Raw genomic sequence first — 17,324 nt, 5'->3', positions numbered from 1 at the left:
CTTTTTGGGGCCGCTGCGCAGCCCAGCGGGAGCATGCTCCCTCGCCACAGGTAAATCGCAGGCATAGAAAATCAAACTCGCGGAGTTCTGCGAATGAATCACAAAGTGGCCTTCAGTTTTGCCGACGGCAAGACCCTGTTTTTCCCGGTGGGCGCCAATGAGATCCTGTTGGATGCGGCGTTGCGCAACGGCATCAAGATCCCGCTCGACTGCCGCGAAGGCGTTTGCGGCACTTGCCAGGGCCGCTGCGAGTCCGGCGACTACAGCCAGGACTACGTGGACGAGGAAGCCCTCTCCAGCCTTGACCTGCAACAACGCAAAATGCTCAGCTGCCAGACCCGGGTCCAATCCGATGCGGCGTTCTACTTCGATTTTGATTCCAGCCTGTGCAACGCGCCGGGGCCGGTCCAGATCCGCAGCACGGTGAGCAATGTGCAGCAGGTGTCGCCCAGCACGGCGATCCTGCACCTGCAGCTTGAAGCGCCATTGGATTTCCTGCCCGGCCAATACGCCCGCCTGTCGATTCCCGGCACCGACAGTTGGCGCTCCTACTCTTTCGCCAACCGCCCGGGCAATCAGTTGCAGTTCCTGATCCGCCTGCTGCCCGATGGCGTGATGAGCAACTACATTCGCGAACGCTGCCAGGTCAGTGATGAGTTGCTGCTGGAAGCGCCATTGGGTGCCTTCTACCTTCGGCATGTCACCCGACCGCTGGTGTTGGTGGCCGGTGGCACTGGTTTATCGGCGCTGCTGGGCATGCTTGACGACCTGGCCGCCAGCACCTGCCAACAGCCGGTGCACCTGTATTACGGCGTGCGGGGTGCGGCCGATTTATGCGAGGCAACACGCATAAAAGCCTACGCCGATACGATCCCGGGGTTTCGCTACACCGAGGTACTCAGCGACCCACCTTCGGACTGGGCCGGCAAACGCGGCTACCTCACCGAGCATTTCGACCTGGCCGAATTGCGGGATCAATCGGCAGATATGTACGTCTGCGGCCCCCCTCCGATGGTCGAATCCATCAAACAATGGCTGCTGGATCAGGCACTTGATGGCGTTCAGCTGTATTACGAAAAGTTTACCGAGAGTAATATCTGACCCCTCAGCGGTATGAGGGGCTGGTTCGGTGTGCGATCAACCCTGAAAAAAACAAGTAGAAGGGAATGTTAATGGCGGATGACATGGTTAACCCGGTGGGCCTCAAGCGTGGCCTGAAGAACCGGCATATTCAGCTGATTGCCTTGGGAGGGGCGATCGGGACCGGGCTGTTCCTCGGCTCGGCGGGCGTGCTCAAGTCGGCGGGGCCGTCGATGATCCTGGGCTATGCGGTAGCCGGGTTCATCGCGTTCCTGATCATGCGCCAGCTGGGCGAAATGATCGTCGAGGAACCGGTGGCCGGCTCCTTCAGCCACTTCGCCCACAAGTACTGGGGCGGTTACGCAGGCTTCCTCGCCGGCTGGAACTACTGGGTACTCTACGTGCTGGTGGGCATGGCCGAGCTGACAGCGGTGGGCAAGTACATCCAGTTCTGGTGGCCGGAAATTCCGACCTGGGTCAGTGCGGTGGTGTTCTTTGTGCTGGTCAACCTGATCAACACCCTCAACGTGAAGTTCTTCGGTGAGACCGAGTTCTGGTTCGCGATCATCAAGGTGGTGGCGATTGTCGGCATGATCGTGCTCGGCTGCTACCTGCTGTTCAGCGGCACCGGCGGCCCGCAGGCCTCGGTGAGCAACCTGTGGAGCCACGGCGGGTTCTTCCCGAATGGCGGCATGGGGCTGTTGATGTCCATGGCGTTCATCATGTTCTCGTTCGGCGGCCTGGAGCTGGTGGGTATTACCGCCGCCGAAGCCAGCGAACCCCGCAAGGTGATCCCGAAGGCGATCAACCAGGTGGTGTACCGGATCCTGATTTTCTACGTCGGCGCCCTTACCGTGCTGCTGTCGTTGTACCCATGGGATCAACTGCTGCAAACCCTCGGCGCGTCGGGCGATGCCTACAGCGGCAGTCCGTTCGTGCAGATCTTTTCCTTGATCGGTAACGACACCGCCGCCCACATCCTCAACTTCGTGGTCCTGACCGCGGCACTGTCGGTGTACAACAGCGGCGTGTACTGCAACAGCCGCATGCTGTTCGGCCTGGCCGAGCAAGGCGACGCGCCGAAAGCGCTGATGAAGTTGAACAAGCAAGGCGTGCCGCTGCGCGCCCTGGGCATCTCGGCCCTGGTGACGCTGCTGTGTGTGGTGATCAACTACGTCGCGCCGCATGACGCACTGGAGCTGTTGTTTGCGCTGGTGGTTGCCTCGTTGATGATCAACTGGGCGCTGATCAGCCTGACCCACATCAAGTTCCGCAAGGCCATGGGCGAGCAAGGCGTGGTGCCGTCGTTCAAGACCTTCTGGTTCCCGTTCAGCAACTACCTGTGCCTGGCGTTCATGCTGATGATCATCTGCGTGATGCTGGCGATTCCGGGCGTACGGGCGTCGGTGTATGCGATTCCGGTCTGGGTCGGGATCATCTATGTGGCGTACCGGTTGCGGTTGAATAACGCGAAGGTAGTAACAGCGCAATAACCCATGTGGGAGCGGGCTTGTGTGGGAGCGGGCTTGCTCGCGAAGGCGTCGTGTCAGTCACCTGATGTATTGACTGACACACCGCTTTCGCGAGCAAGCCCGCTCCCACATTTTGATCGTATTCCAAATGAAAAGCCCCGGTACTGATGAGTACCGGGGCTTTTTGTTGGGCCTTGATTACAGCGTGGAACGCACTCGCCACAGCTCGGGGAACAATACGGTGTCGAGCATCTTGCGCAGGTAACCCACGCCTTCGGTGCCGCCCGTACCAGGCTGGAAGCCAATGATCCGCTCCACCGTGGTGACATGGCGGAAGCGCCATTGGCGGAACGAATCCTCCAGGTCGATAAACTTTTCGGCCAATTGGTACAGGTCCCAATACCGGCTCGGATCGCGATAAACCTCGCGCCACGCCGCCTCCACGGAATCATCGTGAACCGTTGGCGCCGTCGGGTCGCGTTCGGCGCGCTTGGGGTCGATCGCCAGCCCGGCCTTGGTCATCAGGTTGATCGCCTCGTCATACAGCGACGGCGTGGCAATCGCCACCTGCAGCTCCTTCAACAACTCCGGCCGGTGGGCGTGAGGCCGCAACAGCGCCGCGCTTTTGTTGCCGAGGATGAATTCGATTTCCCGGTACTGGAACGACTGGAAACCTGACGACTGCCCCAGGTACGGGCGGATCGACTTGTACTCCGACGGCGTCATGGTCGCCAGTACCGCCCAGGCGTGCACCAACTGGTCAAAGATCCGCGACACCCGCGCCAGCATCTTGAACGCCGGCGGCAGCTCACCCAGGCGCACGTGTTCGCGGGCGGCCTTGAGTTCGTGGAGCATCAACTTCATCCACAGCTCCGAGGTCTGGTGCTGGATGATGAACAGCATCTCGTTGTGGTCCGGCGACAGCGGGTGCTGGGCGCTGAGCACTTTGCCCAGGTCCAGGTAGTCGCCGTAGCTCATGGACTCGGAAAAATTCAGCTCGGCGTTATGCCATTCTTCCGGCGGCTGGTAGTCAGGGGAGAAAGGACACTGGCTCATCGCGTGGGCTCCTTGAGCGGGCGGAGAATGGCTCGTACCGGGCTGGCATCGAGGTTGGCAAAACGCAGCGGCAGCGCGATCAACTCGTAATCTCCCTCCGGCACGTCGTCGAGGACGATGCCTTCGAGAATCGCCATGCCATGCCGGGCGACGGCGTTGTGGGAGTCCATGGTCTTGGACTGCTGCGGATCCAGGGACGGTGTGTCGATACCGATCAGGCGCACACCGAGGCTGAACAGCAGCTCGACGGTTTGCGGGGCGACGGCGGTGAAATTCGAATCCCAGGTATCCAGCGGCGCCTGTTGATAAGTGCGCAACAGTACACGCTCCGGCAGGTTTTCCAGGCGGCCTTCCAACTGATGCGGCTGCACCAGCGCGCCGCTGCCCAGGCAATGCAGCACCCGGCACGGGCCCATGTACACATCCAGAGACACTTCGCCAATCGGCGCGCCGTCCGCGCTGTAGTGCAACGGCGCGTCCACATGGGCGCCGGTGTGGGGCGACAGGGTGATGCGTCCGACATTCACCGGGCACTCGGGGCCGAACTGCCAGACCCGCTCTTCCTGAAACGGCGTATCACCCGGCCAGGTCGGGGTCGCGGTGCTCAAGGGCGGGCTGATGTCCCACCACGTTTTTATTGGATTCATTTCAAGGCTCTCGGTCGTTACTGGGGTGAATGATACGAGGGCCGGCTGTAAATATTCTTGCGAATTCCAGCGCAAAGCGGGAAATCTTTCGCACTTACTGCGAGGAAATGGCTGATTGGCGCACAGATATTTCGTACCGACTCAATCCTTCAAACAACAAATATTCCCTGTGGGAGCCGGGCTTGCCCGCGATGAGGTCGGCACAGCTTGCCCTTCCATCGCCTGACACTCCGCCATCGCGGGCAAGCCCGGCTCCCACAGGGGTTGGCGGTGACTCACGGCTGTGCAAATGACTGCGCTTCTGGGCATCCCGATGTCGAGTCCAGACCACTGGCGGGCCGCCCAAGGCGATAGGGTTTGGACTTCCCTTCCACTGCCTCGGAATCATCATGTCCAAGCCAATCACCGTACTGCGCGACACCCATCCACTGCCGGTGCTGGACGCCTGCAAATGGGAAAAACTCGAAGGCGACCCGCACACCGTCAACCTCAACGCCTACACCAGCGAAGACGGCAGCAAGATCATGGGCACCTGGATCTGCACCCCCGGCAAATGGCGGGTGGAGTATGTGAAGTGGGAATACTGTCACTTCCAGGAAGGCTACTGCGTGATCACCCCGGACGGCCTGGAGCCGATCCATTTGCGGGCTGGGGATATCTTTGTGGTGGAGCCGGGGATGAAGGGGACGTGGGAAGTGGTCGAGACGGTGCGTAAGTATTTTGTGTTTGCCTGACCCCACCTCCTGGAAAGGGGTCGCCCTGGCCCCTTTTACCTCAACGACGACCGTCGCGCCCTTCTGATAAAAGCAGCACCTCCCTGCCCCTCTTCCAATAACAGTCGCTGTTATTCGTGACAACAACCCTTGATATTCGAAAACAATCAATTAGTATTTTGTGACAGAATATTGTGAGCGCCAAGTTCTTGAAAAAATCTCATGACGTAATGCGCAAAATACATAATCAAACTCACCAAACAGTACAACCACTACTTTAGTTATAGATAAGATTGACTTTTGACACCCCCTACACTTTGAGATAGCTTTCTTGCAACCGGTCTATACTCGAATCTCATAGCATTATAACCCGATGATAATAAGAGGTACGGAGAAGGTGCAGAACTTCACATAATCGCAACCTTCACTGCACATTGATGGAAAACGCGCAGCGATTTGAATTAGACTCCAATGAATCAGTTGATTACCCCATTGGTTTGTTCTAAGGACTCCACACGTCTTCCAGCACTTACTGCACGCGGCAGTCGAGACCGCGCTTTTGTAAAAGGATCAAGAAAATGCCTGAAAAAACAACACGTCTGACCATTCTCATCGACTTCCCGACCAAGCAGCGTCTGGAGTCGCTGTCCGAGGAAGTTGACCTTACTATTTCTCAGGTTATTCGCAAGCTGATTCGTGACCATCTCCAGCAATACGAGAGCCAAGTCCCGCCCTCCGTGCTGGAGCCGGAGAAAGAGGATTCATCGCTCTGCTCTTGATATATAAGCCTGGTTAATTTGCCTTTATAAAACTGTGCGGCATAACTTTCTGCTTATTTATCAGCTGGCGCGCAGTTTAATCATGAACACTGCGCGCCACCCCTCTCCAAGTTAAAGACTGGTGATGAACTATGCCTGTGAAACAGCAATGGCTTGCTTGTTATGCTCATCTAAGCAAAGAAATGAACGGGCCTGCTGTATCATCAGACACCGCGCAGCCCTGTACCTTGTTTTTCTCCATGAGCGACGGCACCCAGCGCGCGCATGTTTTTCATATCACGGCAGATAACTTCGAAGCCGCCTGGCAAACCGGTGTGCAGCGCTTGCAGGGAGCCTACGAACGAGACCGTGCGCAGTCAGGCAACATCGTCGAACGTTCATGGATACGCGTCGAATGCGCGATCAACGTAACCGCCATCACCTGGGCCGAACTCAATGCGCGCTTCAAGCGCCACAAGCGTAATTACTTCCGGCGCGGCATCGCCTTCGATGCGGCGCTGCACATCGCGATCACCGAACAGGAACTGAACGCCAACGCGATCCTGTATGGCGGCAACGCTATCAATCACGCGAGCTTCAATGCCGGCAATTTTTCGGTGTACGCCAGGCGCCGTTTTACCGGGCTCAATACAGCCGACCTGATCGCCACACTTGAACCCGAGACCCCCGTGTTCCTGTTCGACACCAAGGGCGTTTTTTGTGCCGAAGACGGCGTGCCCCACCCGCTGAACCCTGGCCCGACAGAAACCGGCTGGCGCACCCTCGCAGCGCTGGAGCCCGGCATGGTAAAGACGAGCATCATCAGCGCCGCAAGCTACCTGAGCACTCAGGTGCAGGGCGGCGGCCAGTTCGTCTACGGCTACTTCCCGTGCTTTGACCGGGCGATAAAAAACTACAACACCCTGCGCCACGCCAGTACCACCTATTCGATGATCGAGGCCTGGGCACTGACCGGCGACGAGGCGCTTAAATCCGCCATCGACCGCTCGCTGGCCTACCTTACCCAGGAACTGATCAAGTCCTACGTGCTGCCCGACGGCAGTGTGGCGGCATATCTGCTGGACACCGGTGACGAGATCAAACTGGGCGGCAATGCCGTGTGTTTGTTGGCGCTGGTCAAATACAGCGAAGTCACCGGCACCCGCCACTACCTACCCGTGCTGGAAGCCCTGGCCAATGGCATGGCCTGGATGCAGGACGCGACCACCGGCGCCTTCGTGCACGTCTTGCATGGCCGTGACCTTACCGTCAAAGAGGCGTTCCGGATCATCTACTACGACGGCGAGGCCGCGTTCGGGTTGATCCGCCTCTACGGCCTCACCGGCGATGAGCGCTGGTTAACCGTGGTGGAAAAAGCCTTCGACTACTTCATCGAAAAACAGCACTGGCGCGAGCACGATCACTGGCTCAGCTATTGCGTGAACGAACTGACCCGCTACCGACCTGACGAAAAGTATTTCCGCTTCGGCCTGAATAACGTCGCCGGTTATCTGGGGTTCGTGCAACAGCGCATCACCACCTTTCCGACGCTACTGGAATTGATGATGGCTGCGCAGCAGATGCTCGAACGCATCGCCCAGCAAGCGCAATTGCGCCACCTGCTCACCGAGATCGACCTGCACGCGTTTTACCGCGCCCTGCATCATCGTGCGCGCTATCTGTTCAACGGGTATTTCTGGCCGGAAACGGCGATGTATTTCGCCAATCCTGCGCGCATTGCCGGTTCGTTTTTTATCCGTCACCACGCGTTCAGGGTGCGCATCGACGACGTGGAGCATTACCTCTCGGGGCTGATTGCCTACCACCGCTACCTGCTCGACGGCGCGCCGCAAGTGAGCCTGGCCCAGGACGCAGCGCCCCTCGGCTGGGTCTGGGACGCCAACACCCTGGCTCGGGTGACACACGGCACCTGGGCCAAACAGCCGCCGCCCGGTTGGTACACGTCGGGTTTGACGCCGTCCATGCAGTTTTTCAAACCCCAGCGCATGCTCAATCGGCACCCCAGCAAGGTGGGACCGAACGAAGTGCAGTCGGCGCTGCGCTGGGCCCAGGCCAGTCCTGAGCGGCGCCCCTCGGCGTTCTTGTGTGTAGACCCGACGCCCTACCTGGACAGCGGCCTGCCGGTGTTACAGGTCGCCGATACCAGCGAGGCCATGCTGCAAATGGGTCGATACGCCAGGCAGCAATTCACTGGCCAGGTGTTCGGCGTCACCGGCAGCTTCGGTAAAACCACCGTGGTCGCCATGCTCGGCCACGCCCTGAAACACTGGGGCGAAGTGGGCCACACCGAGGCCAACGCCAACCTGCCCCATGGGATCGCCTGGAACCTGGCGAGCATGCCCCGGCCGGCCAAATTCTGGGTATTGGAAATGGCCGTGGGCCGCATGCCGATTAACTCGGAGCTGGTGCGCCCACACATTGCTATCGTGACCGGGCTGGCTCCGGCGCACCTGGAATACCATGGCACCCTGGAAAACCTGGCGCGTAAAAAGAGCGCGATCTTCCGCTCGATGGCACCGGGTGGGCACGCGGTGCTGTGCCGCGATATGCCGCACTACGAGGTGTTCGCCCAGGCCGCCGAAGTCGCGCGCTTGCACGTGACCAACTATGGCGAACACGCCGATGCCGATGTGCGCCTGCTCGACGTGTGCAGCGAGGCCGACCGGGTCTACGTCACCGCGCAACGTGACACGCAACGGCTGGATTTCAGCCTGAGTGCTCGCGGCCGACACATGGTGCTCAACGCACTGGGGGTGCTGGCGTCGCTGTTCGCCGCCGGGCTTGACGCCGACCAGGCACTGGAAGTGCTGACCGGCTTCCAACCGGTGGAAGGTCGCGGCAATATCCGCTCGATCAAATGCACCGACGGGCATTTCCAGCTGATCAACGATGCGTACAACGCCAACCCCGGCTCGATGGCTGCGGCCTTGCGTTCGATGGCCGACCTGCCCGTGGCCTCGCGGCACCGGGTAGTAGTGTTGGGCGACATGCTGGAGCTGGGCCCCGACGCCCAGCGCTACCACCTGGAACTGGCTGACTCGCTGCGCGCGGCGGCGCCCCGGCATTTGGTGCTGTGCGGACCGCTGATGCATGAGGTGTACCGGGTGCTGCGCAGTGAGCTGTCAGTGCAGTGGTTCGAGGATGCCACGGCATTAGGCCAGGCGTTGGCGCGCCACCCCGGCCAGTGGTTCCAGGCGGGGGATTGGGTACTGGTGAAAAGCTCCGGTGGTACCGGGTTGTCGCAGATCTGTGATTGGCTGAACACGACCGAACAGGCGGTGCCGGCGGGTTAGCCCGCGCAGCCCGCCGCTGTCTTCAGGCCAATGTCATTGCGCAGTTGGTGAAACATCGCAGGCACACCCTGCGCCTTGACCAACTGCGCCTGATGCCCGGCGCGAATCAACGCCCGGTAAAAACGCTCCTGCAACACAAATGGGGTTACCTGGTCGTCCACGCTGCCAATCACGAACAACTGCCGCGCAGGCGCAACGGCAATGCCGGCCAGGTGCTCCAGGGGATCGTAGGGGTGCAATAAACCATTGGTGTCGCGTCCCGGACGCGAAGGCAGGCCTTTGCTTTGACGCAACATCTGCGCGCGCTGCACCAGGGCAAACGCGCCGGAAGTCATCACTGCACATTTCACATCGGTACGCCCCAAGGTCAACAACGCCGCGGCCACCGTGGCGCCGCCGCTGTGCCCCAGCAACACAAACTGCCCGATGCCGTAACGCTTGCGCAGCTCGTTGAGCGCAGCGTCCAGCACAATGAATTCCCGCGCCTGGCGCCGCTGCCCATGGTTGCCGCTGGAACCGTAGGTGCCAGGTCGCGCCACAATCACCACCGGTACGCCCGCACGCCGGCTCAGGGCCTTGGCCTGCCTGGCCTTGGCGGCCAGGGTATTGCCACGGATCGACTCGGGCGAGCGGTGCATTTCCACGTTGCGGTCGCCATGAAACATCACGATTACCACGGGCGCACGGCTCAGCACCGCGCCGGAAAAATAGCGAATGCACTCATCGCCCCCGGCCAACTCGACCCAGAGTGAAGAGTCGACCTGGTTGCAGGTCGACTGGTCGGCCGGGGTGTTCCAAAGCAACGGTGTCGAACCCTCACTCAGGGCCCACGCGCCCGGCACGCCGGCCCACAACAGCATCCACCACAACGCAAACCTGGCCACAGCCACCTCGCCTAACGCTCGCGCAAGGCCTCCCGCGCACGGTTCATGGGCTTGATCAAATAGTCGAGCACGGTTTTCTGGCCGGTCTTGATATCCACCGAGGCAATCATCCCAGGCACAATCGAAAACGACTTGCCGGCCTTGTTTTTCAAGGTGTCAGCGTCGGTGCGGATGAACACTCGGTAGTAAAAAACTTCTGGCTTGACCTCGTCCTGGATAGTGTCCGGAGAAATGGTCACGACCTTGCCGTCCATGCCGCCATAAATGGCGTAGTCGTAGGCGGTGATCTTGACCTTGGCCACCTGGTCGGGATGGATAAAGGCGATGTCTCGCGGGGAGATACGCGCCTCGATCAACAACTGCTCATCCAGGGGCACAATCTGCATCAGGCGCCCGTTGGGCGGGATAACCCCGCCGATGGTGGTGACCTCGATCCCCTTGACGATACCGCGCACCGGCGAGCGCAGGGTCAGGCGAGTCACCGAGTCGGAGCGCCCGCGCATGACTGACGACAGCGTCTCGACGTCGGCATTGACCTTCGCCAGGTCCTCACCGGCCCGCACCATATACTCGGAGCGGGCCTGGGTCAGTTTCAACTCCAGCTCGGCCTTTTGGCGCTTGAGGCGCAACACCTCAACGTTGCTGGCGGCGCCGACCTTGGCCAGGCTTTCGGTGATTTCCAGCTCGCTACGCACCAGCCCGAGCGACGAACGCACGCCGGCCAATGATTCTTCGAGGCCCTTGCGCCGAGTGTTGAACAGGTCGGTTTCGGCGCGCACCAGTGCGGGGTAACGCTCAAGTTCCGGGGGGAACAGTAACGGTTTGCCGTCTACCTCGGCCTGCAAACGCGCGACGCTGGCCAGCGACGCCCGGTACTTGGCGGCACTTTCATCAAAGTTGGATTCGGTCTTGGTCGGGTCAAGCCTGGCCAACGTCTGGCCATTTTTGACGATATCGCCCTCCCCCACATTCAACTCCGTGACGATGCCGCCTTCCAGCGACTGGATGATTTGCTCACGCGAGGTCGGGATGACTTTGCCGCTGCCCGTCGAGACTTCGTCCACTTCAAAAAAGTAGGCCCAGGCACCAAACGCAATCAGCATGACAAACACCCAGCCCACCACGCGCGTGGCGCGCACCACGGTGCGTTCATCCACGCCGTCGTGGGTATGCCGGGCGCCTTCGTCTTCGGTGGCGAGCAGGGGTATGGTTTTCGGCGCAGGGCTTTTCACTGGGTTTTCCCCTTCGGTTTGGACAGGCGCGCAATCGCGTTGGCTTTGCTGTCATCGACGATGATCTGGCCGTTGTCGACCACGATCACCCGATTCACCAGGCTCAATACACTCATGCGGTGCGTGGCGATAATCAGCGTGCGGTGGGCTGCCCAGCGGTCGAGGTTGTGGATCAACTGGCGCTCGGTCGCTTCATCCAGGGACGCGGTGGGCTCGTCGAGCAACACGATATGCGGCTGGCGAATCATCAGCCGCGACAGCAGCAGCGACTGACGCTGCCCGCCCGACAGGCCCAGGCCACCTTCCAGGATCATGTGGTCCAGGCCGTCGGCGAACTTGCCGATGAAGTCGCCCGCACCGGTCAGCGCCAGGGCCTGGAGGATTTCCTGATCGCTGGCATGCGGCGCCCCCATGATCAGGTTGTCGCGCAGCGTGCCGTGGAACAGCCGCGAGTTTTGTGTCATCAGCCCCACGTCGCGGCGCACGTCGGCGGGGTCGATGTGGCTGAGGGCAACGCTATCCAGGCTGATGGTGCCAGCCTTGAGGTCGAGCATCCCGGCCAATGCCTGCAACAGCGTGGATTTACCCGCGCCGTTACGCCCCAGAATCGCGATGCGCTCGCCCGGCTGGATCTTCAGGTCGGCCACACGCAGCGCCGGCACGGGGGCATCGTCGGAATACTGGAACGTGGCCTGGCTCAGCGCGTATTGGCCTTTGATCACCGGCAGGTGCACGCGCTTGCTACCCTCGGGATGGTCCACCGGCAATTCCATGATCCGGTTCAGGCCTTGCAGCGCAACCTTGGCCTGCTGCCAGCGCGTCAGCACCTGGGTGATCTGGGACATCGGCGCCATCATCCGCGACGCCAGGATCGACGCCGCGACAAGGCTACCGGTGGTCATGTCGCTGGCCATGACCATGGGCGCACCGAACACCACCACCACGGCAAACACCGAGCCCTGCACATTGTTGCTCCAGGCCACCAGTTTGTTGGTGAGCAGGCGCAGGCGCAGGCTGGCGTCGCCGCAGGTGGCGTTGTAGTGATTCCATTGTTGCTGGAAGCGCTGTTCGGCCTGCAACGCCTTGATGTCGTCCAGGCCTTGTATGGTCTCCACCAGCATGGCGCTGCGCAACGAGCTTTCACGCATCGACTCATTCGCCAGTGCCGCGAGTTTTTTCTGCGCCAACAGCCCGGGCACTATCAGGAACAGCACAGCCACCATTGGCACCGCCACCAGCGGGCCGGCGATCAACCAGTAGATCACCAGAAACAGCAGGAAGAACGGCAGATCGGCCAGCGCCGTGGCGGTGCTGGAGGTGATCAGCTCACGCAGTTGCTCCAGCTCCTTGAGCTGCGAAATGAACGAGCCGGTGGACTTCGGCCGGGCGCTGTTACGCAAGCGAATGGCATGCCCGAACACCAGGTCGGAAACGCGCAGATCCGCGCGTTTGCCGAGCATGTCGGTGATGCGCACACGGGTGATGCGCATGATGAAATCAAACACCAGCGCCAGCATCACCCCGCCAAACAGCACATACAGGGTGGGCATGGATTCGGCCGGGATCACCCGGTCGTACACCTGCATCGAAAACAGTACCCCGGCCAACCCCAGCACGCTGGTGACCAGCGAAGCGAGCATCACATAGCCATAGGGCCGCAGGTCGCGCAGCACGATGTTTTTGAACCACGCCTTCTCGTAAGGCTTGATGTAGTCGTCGACACGCCGGTCACGCACTGCCGCCATGGGTCGCAGAATCACGCTCTTGCGCGCTTGCTCCAACAGGTCCTGGCGGGCGAGCCGGCTTTGCAGGCCGCCGTCGCCGCTGTAGGCGATGCCCAGGTTGTCGCCGTCGCCGAGGGTTTCGAGCACACCCACCTGGCCGTCGGCAAATTGCAGCACCACCGGTAATTGGCGCTGCATCAGCATGGTTTCGCTGAAGTCGGCAATCACGCAGTTCAACCCCGCCTGGCGGGCCATCTGCCGTACCACCTCTTCCACCGAAGCGCCTTGGGTCCATTGTGCAGCGATGCGCACGCTTTGGGCCGAGCATTCCAGGCGGTAATGCCGGGCCACGCTCAGGACGGCCTCCAGCCACACGTCATAATCCACTGCGGCCGCCGGGTTCAGCGGGTTTTGTACTGCGTTGGTTTCGTCCGCAAGCATCACAGCATCATTCATGGCCGAATCTCCACACCTTGCAGGGTGCTGTTGTCCAGGTGGAACGCCGTGCGCAGTGCGCCCGTGTTGTAGAGGCAATCGATTTTCAGGCGGCGCAGGTCAGCGGCGGTGTTTTCCCGGTCCATGCGTGCCTGGTGAATTTCCTGCTCGGCATTCAGCAGGTCGAGCAACGGCCGTGTGCCCAGTTCGAGGTACTGCTGGCGATACAGGTCGCGGGTTTCGGAGATGCTGCGCTCACGAAAATCCAGGGTGGATAGCCGCTGGCTGAGGCTTGAGATTTGATCCCGCGCCTCCAGCAACCCCTGGCGAACCGCAAGGCGCGCGGCGTCGTTGGCGGCATCGGCGGAACGCAGGGCCTGTTGCGCGGCGGATTTGCGAGCGGTGATTGCGCCGCCCTGGTACAGCGGCATTTTCACGTTGAGAAATACGCCATAACGGGTACGGTCGCGGCCGCCGGGGACGTTGCTGTCGTCGTTGTTGTCCAGGTAGTGCGTGATGGACGGGTCCAGCGACACGGTCGGCAACGCCTCGGCACGGGCTTGTGCAATCAGCGCCAGCGCATCGACACGCTGCGCCTGGGCGATCAGCAGGGTCGGCGTGACTGCCGTATCGGGTACCACGCCCACGCAGGATTGCTCCAGGCTTGCCGGAAAACCATGCGCCACGCTCACTGGCGCCTGCGACCCAAGCAGGCTGCTCAACGTGCTGCGCCAGCGATTGAATTGCGCGGTGAATTGCAATTGCGTCGCCACCGAGGCCTCGACCCGCGAGCGGGCCTGGATCAGGTCCGAACGGGTGCTGGCGCCCATGTCGCTGCGCTTTTTGGCCAGCTCTGCAATCGCCGAAATGCCGTCGATTTGCTCGCGAGCCAGTTGCACCAGCAACTGCGAGCGCTGCAGTTCGATCACGGCGAACGAGGTATCGCGCGCCACCTGATCGATCGACAGCAACACCGACGCCTGGCTGGCACTGACCCGTGCCAGCGCACTGTCGACAGAACTTGAGACCTTGCCGAAGTCATAGAGCATCTGCGACGCCGACAACGAAAACGCACGGCTCTGGCCGTTGCCCCTCAGGCCGCTGTCGTAGCCGGAGTTGAAGCCACCGCTGATTTGCGGGTAATAACCGGAACGGGCGATGTTCACGTTCTCGTTTTGTTGGTACAGCTGGCCGATCGCCTCGGAAATTGCCGGGTGCCATTCCACCGCCAGTTGAATGGCGCGTGTCAGGTCAAGGTTGCTCGGTATGACGTGCTCGGGTGCCACCGGTGCGCTGACGCCCGTTGGCCCACCGGGTAAATGTGTGCCCAGGTTGCTCGGGCTGATGATGTTGACGCGTTCTTCATCGTCGATATACGACGCTGCCATGACCGGCGCACGCTCGGGCGCGATCATTGCGACTGCCAGAATTACGGCAGACAGCTGCTTGGCCAAACTCTTTTGCCTCACTGCTAGTCACCTGACTGTTGTCAAACCTGATGAGTACAACAACGGACCGTGACTGACGTCACGGCCCATCGCTGCATTACCGTTGGTAGGGAAAACCGGGCCTCGCGGCCCGGCCGGCAGGGGTGGCGTTACACCACGCTGATGCCGCTCTGTACCCAGAGCTGATGGGTTTCATCTTCCGGACTGGTGTAGATCACGTACTCAAGACCGTTCTCTACCTGGGTCGCACCGGCGCTCCAGTCACCTGTCAGGTGCACGCTGTCCTGATCGTCGCCCTGGATCATCAAGCGATCCGACTCAGGCCCGGTGATGGACACCAGGTCTTCGAGGCTCAGGGTCAGGTCGACGGCGCTGACATCGTTCAGGTCGATGCTGTGCACCCCGCTGACTGTGCCAATCAGGTCGGTGAGGTTGATGGCTGCATCGCCGCCTTCCCACAACAACCCGTCTGCACCCGCGCCAGCATCGACATGGGTGAAGTCGGTGTCGTCGGCCACCACGGCATCGTGGTGATCGCCGTCAACGTTGGCGCCGTCATCCGCCGCCTGGTCCACCGCACTGTGGGCAGCGGCAATGCCGGCACCTTCAGTGGCTGGCGCACCCGGGTTGGCGTCGTCCCAGACCAGGTCGCGATCCGGCGAGTCGATGCGCACGTAGAGGTCGGCGGTGTCTTCCTGGCCGGTTGGCGTGGTGAGCTTGTAGGTGAATTTATCCACCTGGCCAATCTCGTCCAGCGTCAGCCCGGCATGCGGGGTGTAGACGTACTTACCATCGGCAAACACGGTCAATGTGCCGTGGTCACCGTTGATTTTCGTCCCCGTTTGCCCAGGAATCACATAGACCCCGTTGACCAGCACACTGAGTACCGTCAGCGGCGAACCGAGGACATCCGGCCCGGACAAGCTGTCGGACAGCAGGTTGCCAGTCGCATTGCTCATTGCACCGGTCACGAACTCCGTGAGGGAGGTGGTAGTGAGCTTCTGCGCAATGTGCAGCGCACTCAGCGACAGCACGGCACCGGTCGTCCCGGTCACGCGATAGGTCCCGGCATCCAACCCTTGGAACGTGTGGTTCGCCTGGGTAGTGGTCTGCTGCGTGACCCATTCGTTACCGATGAACTTCTGCAGATTGACGGTCGTGCCTGGCAACAACGCAATGCCGGTGACGGTGACGTTGATCGCAAGCTCTGCGGTCGTGCCCGTGGCAACGTTGATCTCGGCACCCGTACCCGTACTGCTGCCGAGCAGTGCCAGGTTGTAGCTCAGGGTCGCCAGGTCGGCCTGGGTGACCAGGTTGACGATGTCGATCTGTGCCGAACCCAGGTCATCATTGGCAACCGTGTTGATCACGCCGGGCGCAGATGGATCGGTAGCGCTCCAGTCCACGTTGACACTCGGGCTGTCGATACGCACATACAAGGTTGCCGAGGCCGAAGCACCGGCACCATTGACCAGGTGATACTCGAAGGCATCCACCTTGCCGATGCTGGCGACATCGCCGTTCGGGGTGTACTTGTACTCGCCGTTGGCGAAGATGGTCAGCTGACCATATTGACCCTGCAGCACCGTGCCGGTGGTGGCGTCGGCATCGACGAATTCGCCGTTGACCTCGACCTGCACCTTCACTGGCCCGCCGGTTCCCGGTTCATCCGGTTTACCGCCAATGCCCGGGTCGGTGATGACGTTGCCGGTGACATCCGGCCCTGCTTCCCCGGTGAAGTCGGTGAGGCTGTCATTGGTGACGCTCAACTTGGCCGTGGCCCCTGCACCAACGCTGACCAGGTTGGGGTCGAGCTTGAGGGTAAAGCGATACTGCCCGGCTTCCAGGCCTTCGATTTTGGCGCTGGAGCTTTGTCCGAACAGCCCCAACAGGTCGAGCAAGCCCGAACCGTTGCTGCCTTGCTGCACCGGCAACCATCCACCGGCACCGTCGCTCACTTCCAGCGTGGCAGTGAAGCCACCGCCCAACAGCGAGACCAGGTCGGCCTGGGCAAACTGCAGGTTCAGCGTTCCGCTGGAACCCTCGGCAACCGAGAACTCCTGCTGCTTGGTGTGATCGCCCAGAATGATGCCGCCGACACCCAACAGGGTGAACACGCGCATATCGGCCAGGCCGGTGTTGGATGTTACGGGTTTGATGGTTACTTCGCCGGTAGCGAGGTCGTCGAAGGCTTCGAGGTCGGCGTCGGCGTCGGCGTCGGCATCGGCATCGGCATCGGCATCGGCATCAGCATCAGCATCCGCGTCGGCATCAGCATCGGCGTCCGCATCGGCATCGGCATCCGCGTCAGCGTCAGCGTCCGCATCGGCATCAGCATCAGCATCAGCATCAGCATCAGCGTCCGCGTCCGCGTCGGCATCAGCATCGGCGTCCGCATCGGCATCGGCATCCGCGTCAGCATCAGCATCAGCGTCGGCGTCGGCGTCGGCGTCGGCATCAGCATCAGCATCAGCATCAGCGTCAGCGTCAGCGTCAGCGTCAGCATCAGCATCAGCATCAGCATCAGCATCGGCATCGGCATCGGCATCGGCATCCGCATC

The 17,324-nt window shown here is 61.1% G+C and carries 13 protein-coding genes; 6 read left to right on the top strand and 7 right to left on the bottom strand.

The annotated features are described in order from the left end of the window. The first annotated feature begins 93 nt into the window (after positions 1-93). Positions 94-1,101 (top strand): anthranilate 1,2-dioxygenase electron transfer component AntC, encoded by a 1,008-nt coding sequence (antC, locus tag A462_RS11300; protein ID WP_008436672.1) that lies wholly within the window; start codon positions 94-96, stop codon positions 1,099-1,101. 71 nt (positions 1,102-1,172) lie between these two features. Continuing rightward, positions 1,173-2,573, top strand: a complete 1,401-nt coding sequence (locus tag A462_RS11305) for an amino acid permease (RefSeq protein WP_008436670.1) — start codon at positions 1,173-1,175, stop codon at positions 2,571-2,573. Between the two features lie 177 nt (positions 2,574-2,750). On the opposite strand, the gene kynA is transcribed toward A462_RS11305, so the two are convergent. Together kynA and kynB are read right to left on the bottom strand one after the other, a co-directional pair. Continuing rightward, entirely contained in the window at positions 2,751-3,608 is an 858-nt protein-coding gene (gene kynA, locus A462_RS11310; protein WP_008436669.1) for a tryptophan 2,3-dioxygenase, read from the bottom strand. After that, the gene (gene kynB / locus A462_RS11315) at positions 3,605-4,255 is read right to left on the bottom strand and encodes an arylformamidase (protein WP_008436659.1); all 651 of its coding nucleotides are present in this window, start codon (positions 4,253-4,255) and stop codon (positions 3,605-3,607) included. The genes kynA and kynB overlap by 4 nt, the downstream gene beginning before the upstream one ends. A 389-nt stretch (positions 4,256-4,644) precedes the next feature. On the opposite strand from kynB, the gene A462_RS11320 reads away from it, so the two are divergent. The 3 genes from A462_RS11320 (at position 4,645) to A462_RS11330 (ending at position 9,040) form a co-directional block, all read left to right on the top strand. After that, on the top strand, positions 4,645-4,989 hold the full coding sequence (locus tag A462_RS11320) for a cupin domain-containing protein (RefSeq protein WP_003212331.1): 345 nt from the start codon (positions 4,645-4,647) through the stop codon (positions 4,987-4,989). Positions 4,990-5,546: 557 nt separating this feature from the next. Continuing rightward, a complete protein-coding gene (locus A462_RS11325; RefSeq protein WP_003212332.1) occupies positions 5,547-5,747 on the top strand; it encodes a hypothetical protein in 201 nt (66 codons plus the stop codon). A gap of 239 nt (positions 5,748-5,986) precedes the next feature. Continuing rightward, a complete protein-coding gene (locus A462_RS11330; RefSeq protein ID WP_008436656.1) occupies positions 5,987-9,040 on the top strand; it encodes a UDP-N-acetylmuramoyl-tripeptide--D-alanyl-D-alanine ligase in 3,054 nt (1,017 codons plus the stop codon). Here A462_RS11330 and A462_RS11335 read toward each other — a convergent pair. From A462_RS11335 to A462_RS11355, 5 genes are all read right to left on the bottom strand, one after another. Further along, positions 9,037-9,900 (bottom strand): alpha/beta hydrolase family protein, encoded by an 864-nt coding sequence (locus A462_RS11335; protein WP_008436655.1) that lies wholly within the window; start codon positions 9,898-9,900, stop codon positions 9,037-9,039. The two genes, A462_RS11330 and A462_RS11335, sit on opposite strands and share 4 nt — an antisense overlap. Before the next feature lie 35 nt (positions 9,901-9,935). Then, positions 9,936-11,126: an HlyD family efflux transporter periplasmic adaptor subunit gene (locus tag A462_RS11340; protein ID WP_032899551.1), complete on the bottom strand. Its 1,191-nt coding sequence runs from the start codon at positions 11,124-11,126 to the stop codon at positions 9,936-9,938. A 26-nt stretch (positions 11,127-11,152) separates the two neighbouring features. Then, positions 11,153-13,336, bottom strand: coding sequence for a type I secretion system permease/ATPase (locus A462_RS11345; RefSeq protein WP_008436652.1), 2,184 nt, complete (start codon positions 13,334-13,336; stop codon positions 11,153-11,155). Then, entirely contained in the window at positions 13,333-14,730 is a 1,398-nt protein-coding gene (locus A462_RS11350) for a TolC family outer membrane protein (protein WP_085984651.1), read from the bottom strand. The genes A462_RS11345 and A462_RS11350 overlap by 4 nt, the downstream gene beginning before the upstream one ends. 182 nt (positions 14,731-14,912) lie before the next feature. Continuing rightward, positions 14,913-16,886: a BapA/Bap/LapF family large adhesin gene (locus tag A462_RS11355; protein WP_238544250.1), complete on the bottom strand. Its 1,974-nt coding sequence runs from the start codon at positions 16,884-16,886 to the stop codon at positions 14,913-14,915. Here A462_RS11355 and A462_RS33520 point away from each other — a divergent pair. Next, positions 16,836-17,324 (top strand): hypothetical protein (locus tag A462_RS33520; RefSeq protein WP_157222848.1); only part of this gene is annotated, 489 nt, incomplete at its 3' end. The genes A462_RS11355 and A462_RS33520 overlap by 51 nt on opposite strands.

The organism is Pseudomonas sp. Ag1 (assembly GCF_000278565.1).
In the GTDB taxonomy this organism is placed as follows: domain Bacteria; phylum Pseudomonadota; class Gammaproteobacteria; order Pseudomonadales; family Pseudomonadaceae; genus Aquipseudomonas.
This window is presented reverse-complemented; position numbering and strand designations above follow the sequence as displayed.

What these genes read in the sequence shown, in the direction of transcription:
- antC (WP_008436672.1), top strand. Translation starts at nt 94, where the DNA reads ATGAATCACAAAGTGGCCTTCAGTTTTGCCGACGGCAAGACCCTGTTT.
- A462_RS11305 (WP_008436670.1), top strand. Translation starts at nt 1,173, where the DNA reads ATGGCGGATGACATGGTTAACCCGGTGGGCCTCAAGCGTGGCCTGAAG.
- kynA (WP_008436669.1), bottom strand. Translation starts at nt 3,608, where the DNA reads ATGAGCCAGTGTCCTTTCTCCCCTGACTACCAGCCGCCGGAAGAATGG.
- kynB (WP_008436659.1), bottom strand. Translation starts at nt 4,255, where the DNA reads ATGAATCCAATAAAAACGTGGTGGGACATCAGCCCGCCCTTGAGCACC.
- A462_RS11320 (WP_003212331.1), top strand. Translation starts at nt 4,645, where the DNA reads ATGTCCAAGCCAATCACCGTACTGCGCGACACCCATCCACTGCCGGTG.
- A462_RS11325 (WP_003212332.1), top strand. Translation starts at nt 5,547, where the DNA reads ATGCCTGAAAAAACAACACGTCTGACCATTCTCATCGACTTCCCGACC.
- A462_RS11330 (WP_008436656.1), top strand. Translation starts at nt 5,987, where the DNA reads ATGAGCGACGGCACCCAGCGCGCGCATGTTTTTCATATCACGGCAGAT.
- A462_RS11335 (WP_008436655.1), bottom strand. Translation starts at nt 9,900, where the DNA reads ATGCTGTTGTGGGCCGGCGTGCCGGGCGCGTGGGCCCTGAGTGAGGGT.
- A462_RS11345 (WP_008436652.1), bottom strand. Translation starts at nt 13,336, where the DNA reads ATGAATGATGCTGTGATGCTTGCGGACGAAACCAACGCAGTACAAAAC.
- A462_RS11350 (WP_085984651.1), bottom strand. Translation starts at nt 14,730, where the DNA reads ATGATCGCGCCCGAGCGTGCGCCGGTCATGGCAGCGTCGTATATCGAC.
- A462_RS11355 (WP_238544250.1), bottom strand. Translation starts at nt 16,886, where the DNA reads ATGCGCGTGTTCACCCTGTTGGGTGTCGGCGGCATCATTCTGGGCGAT.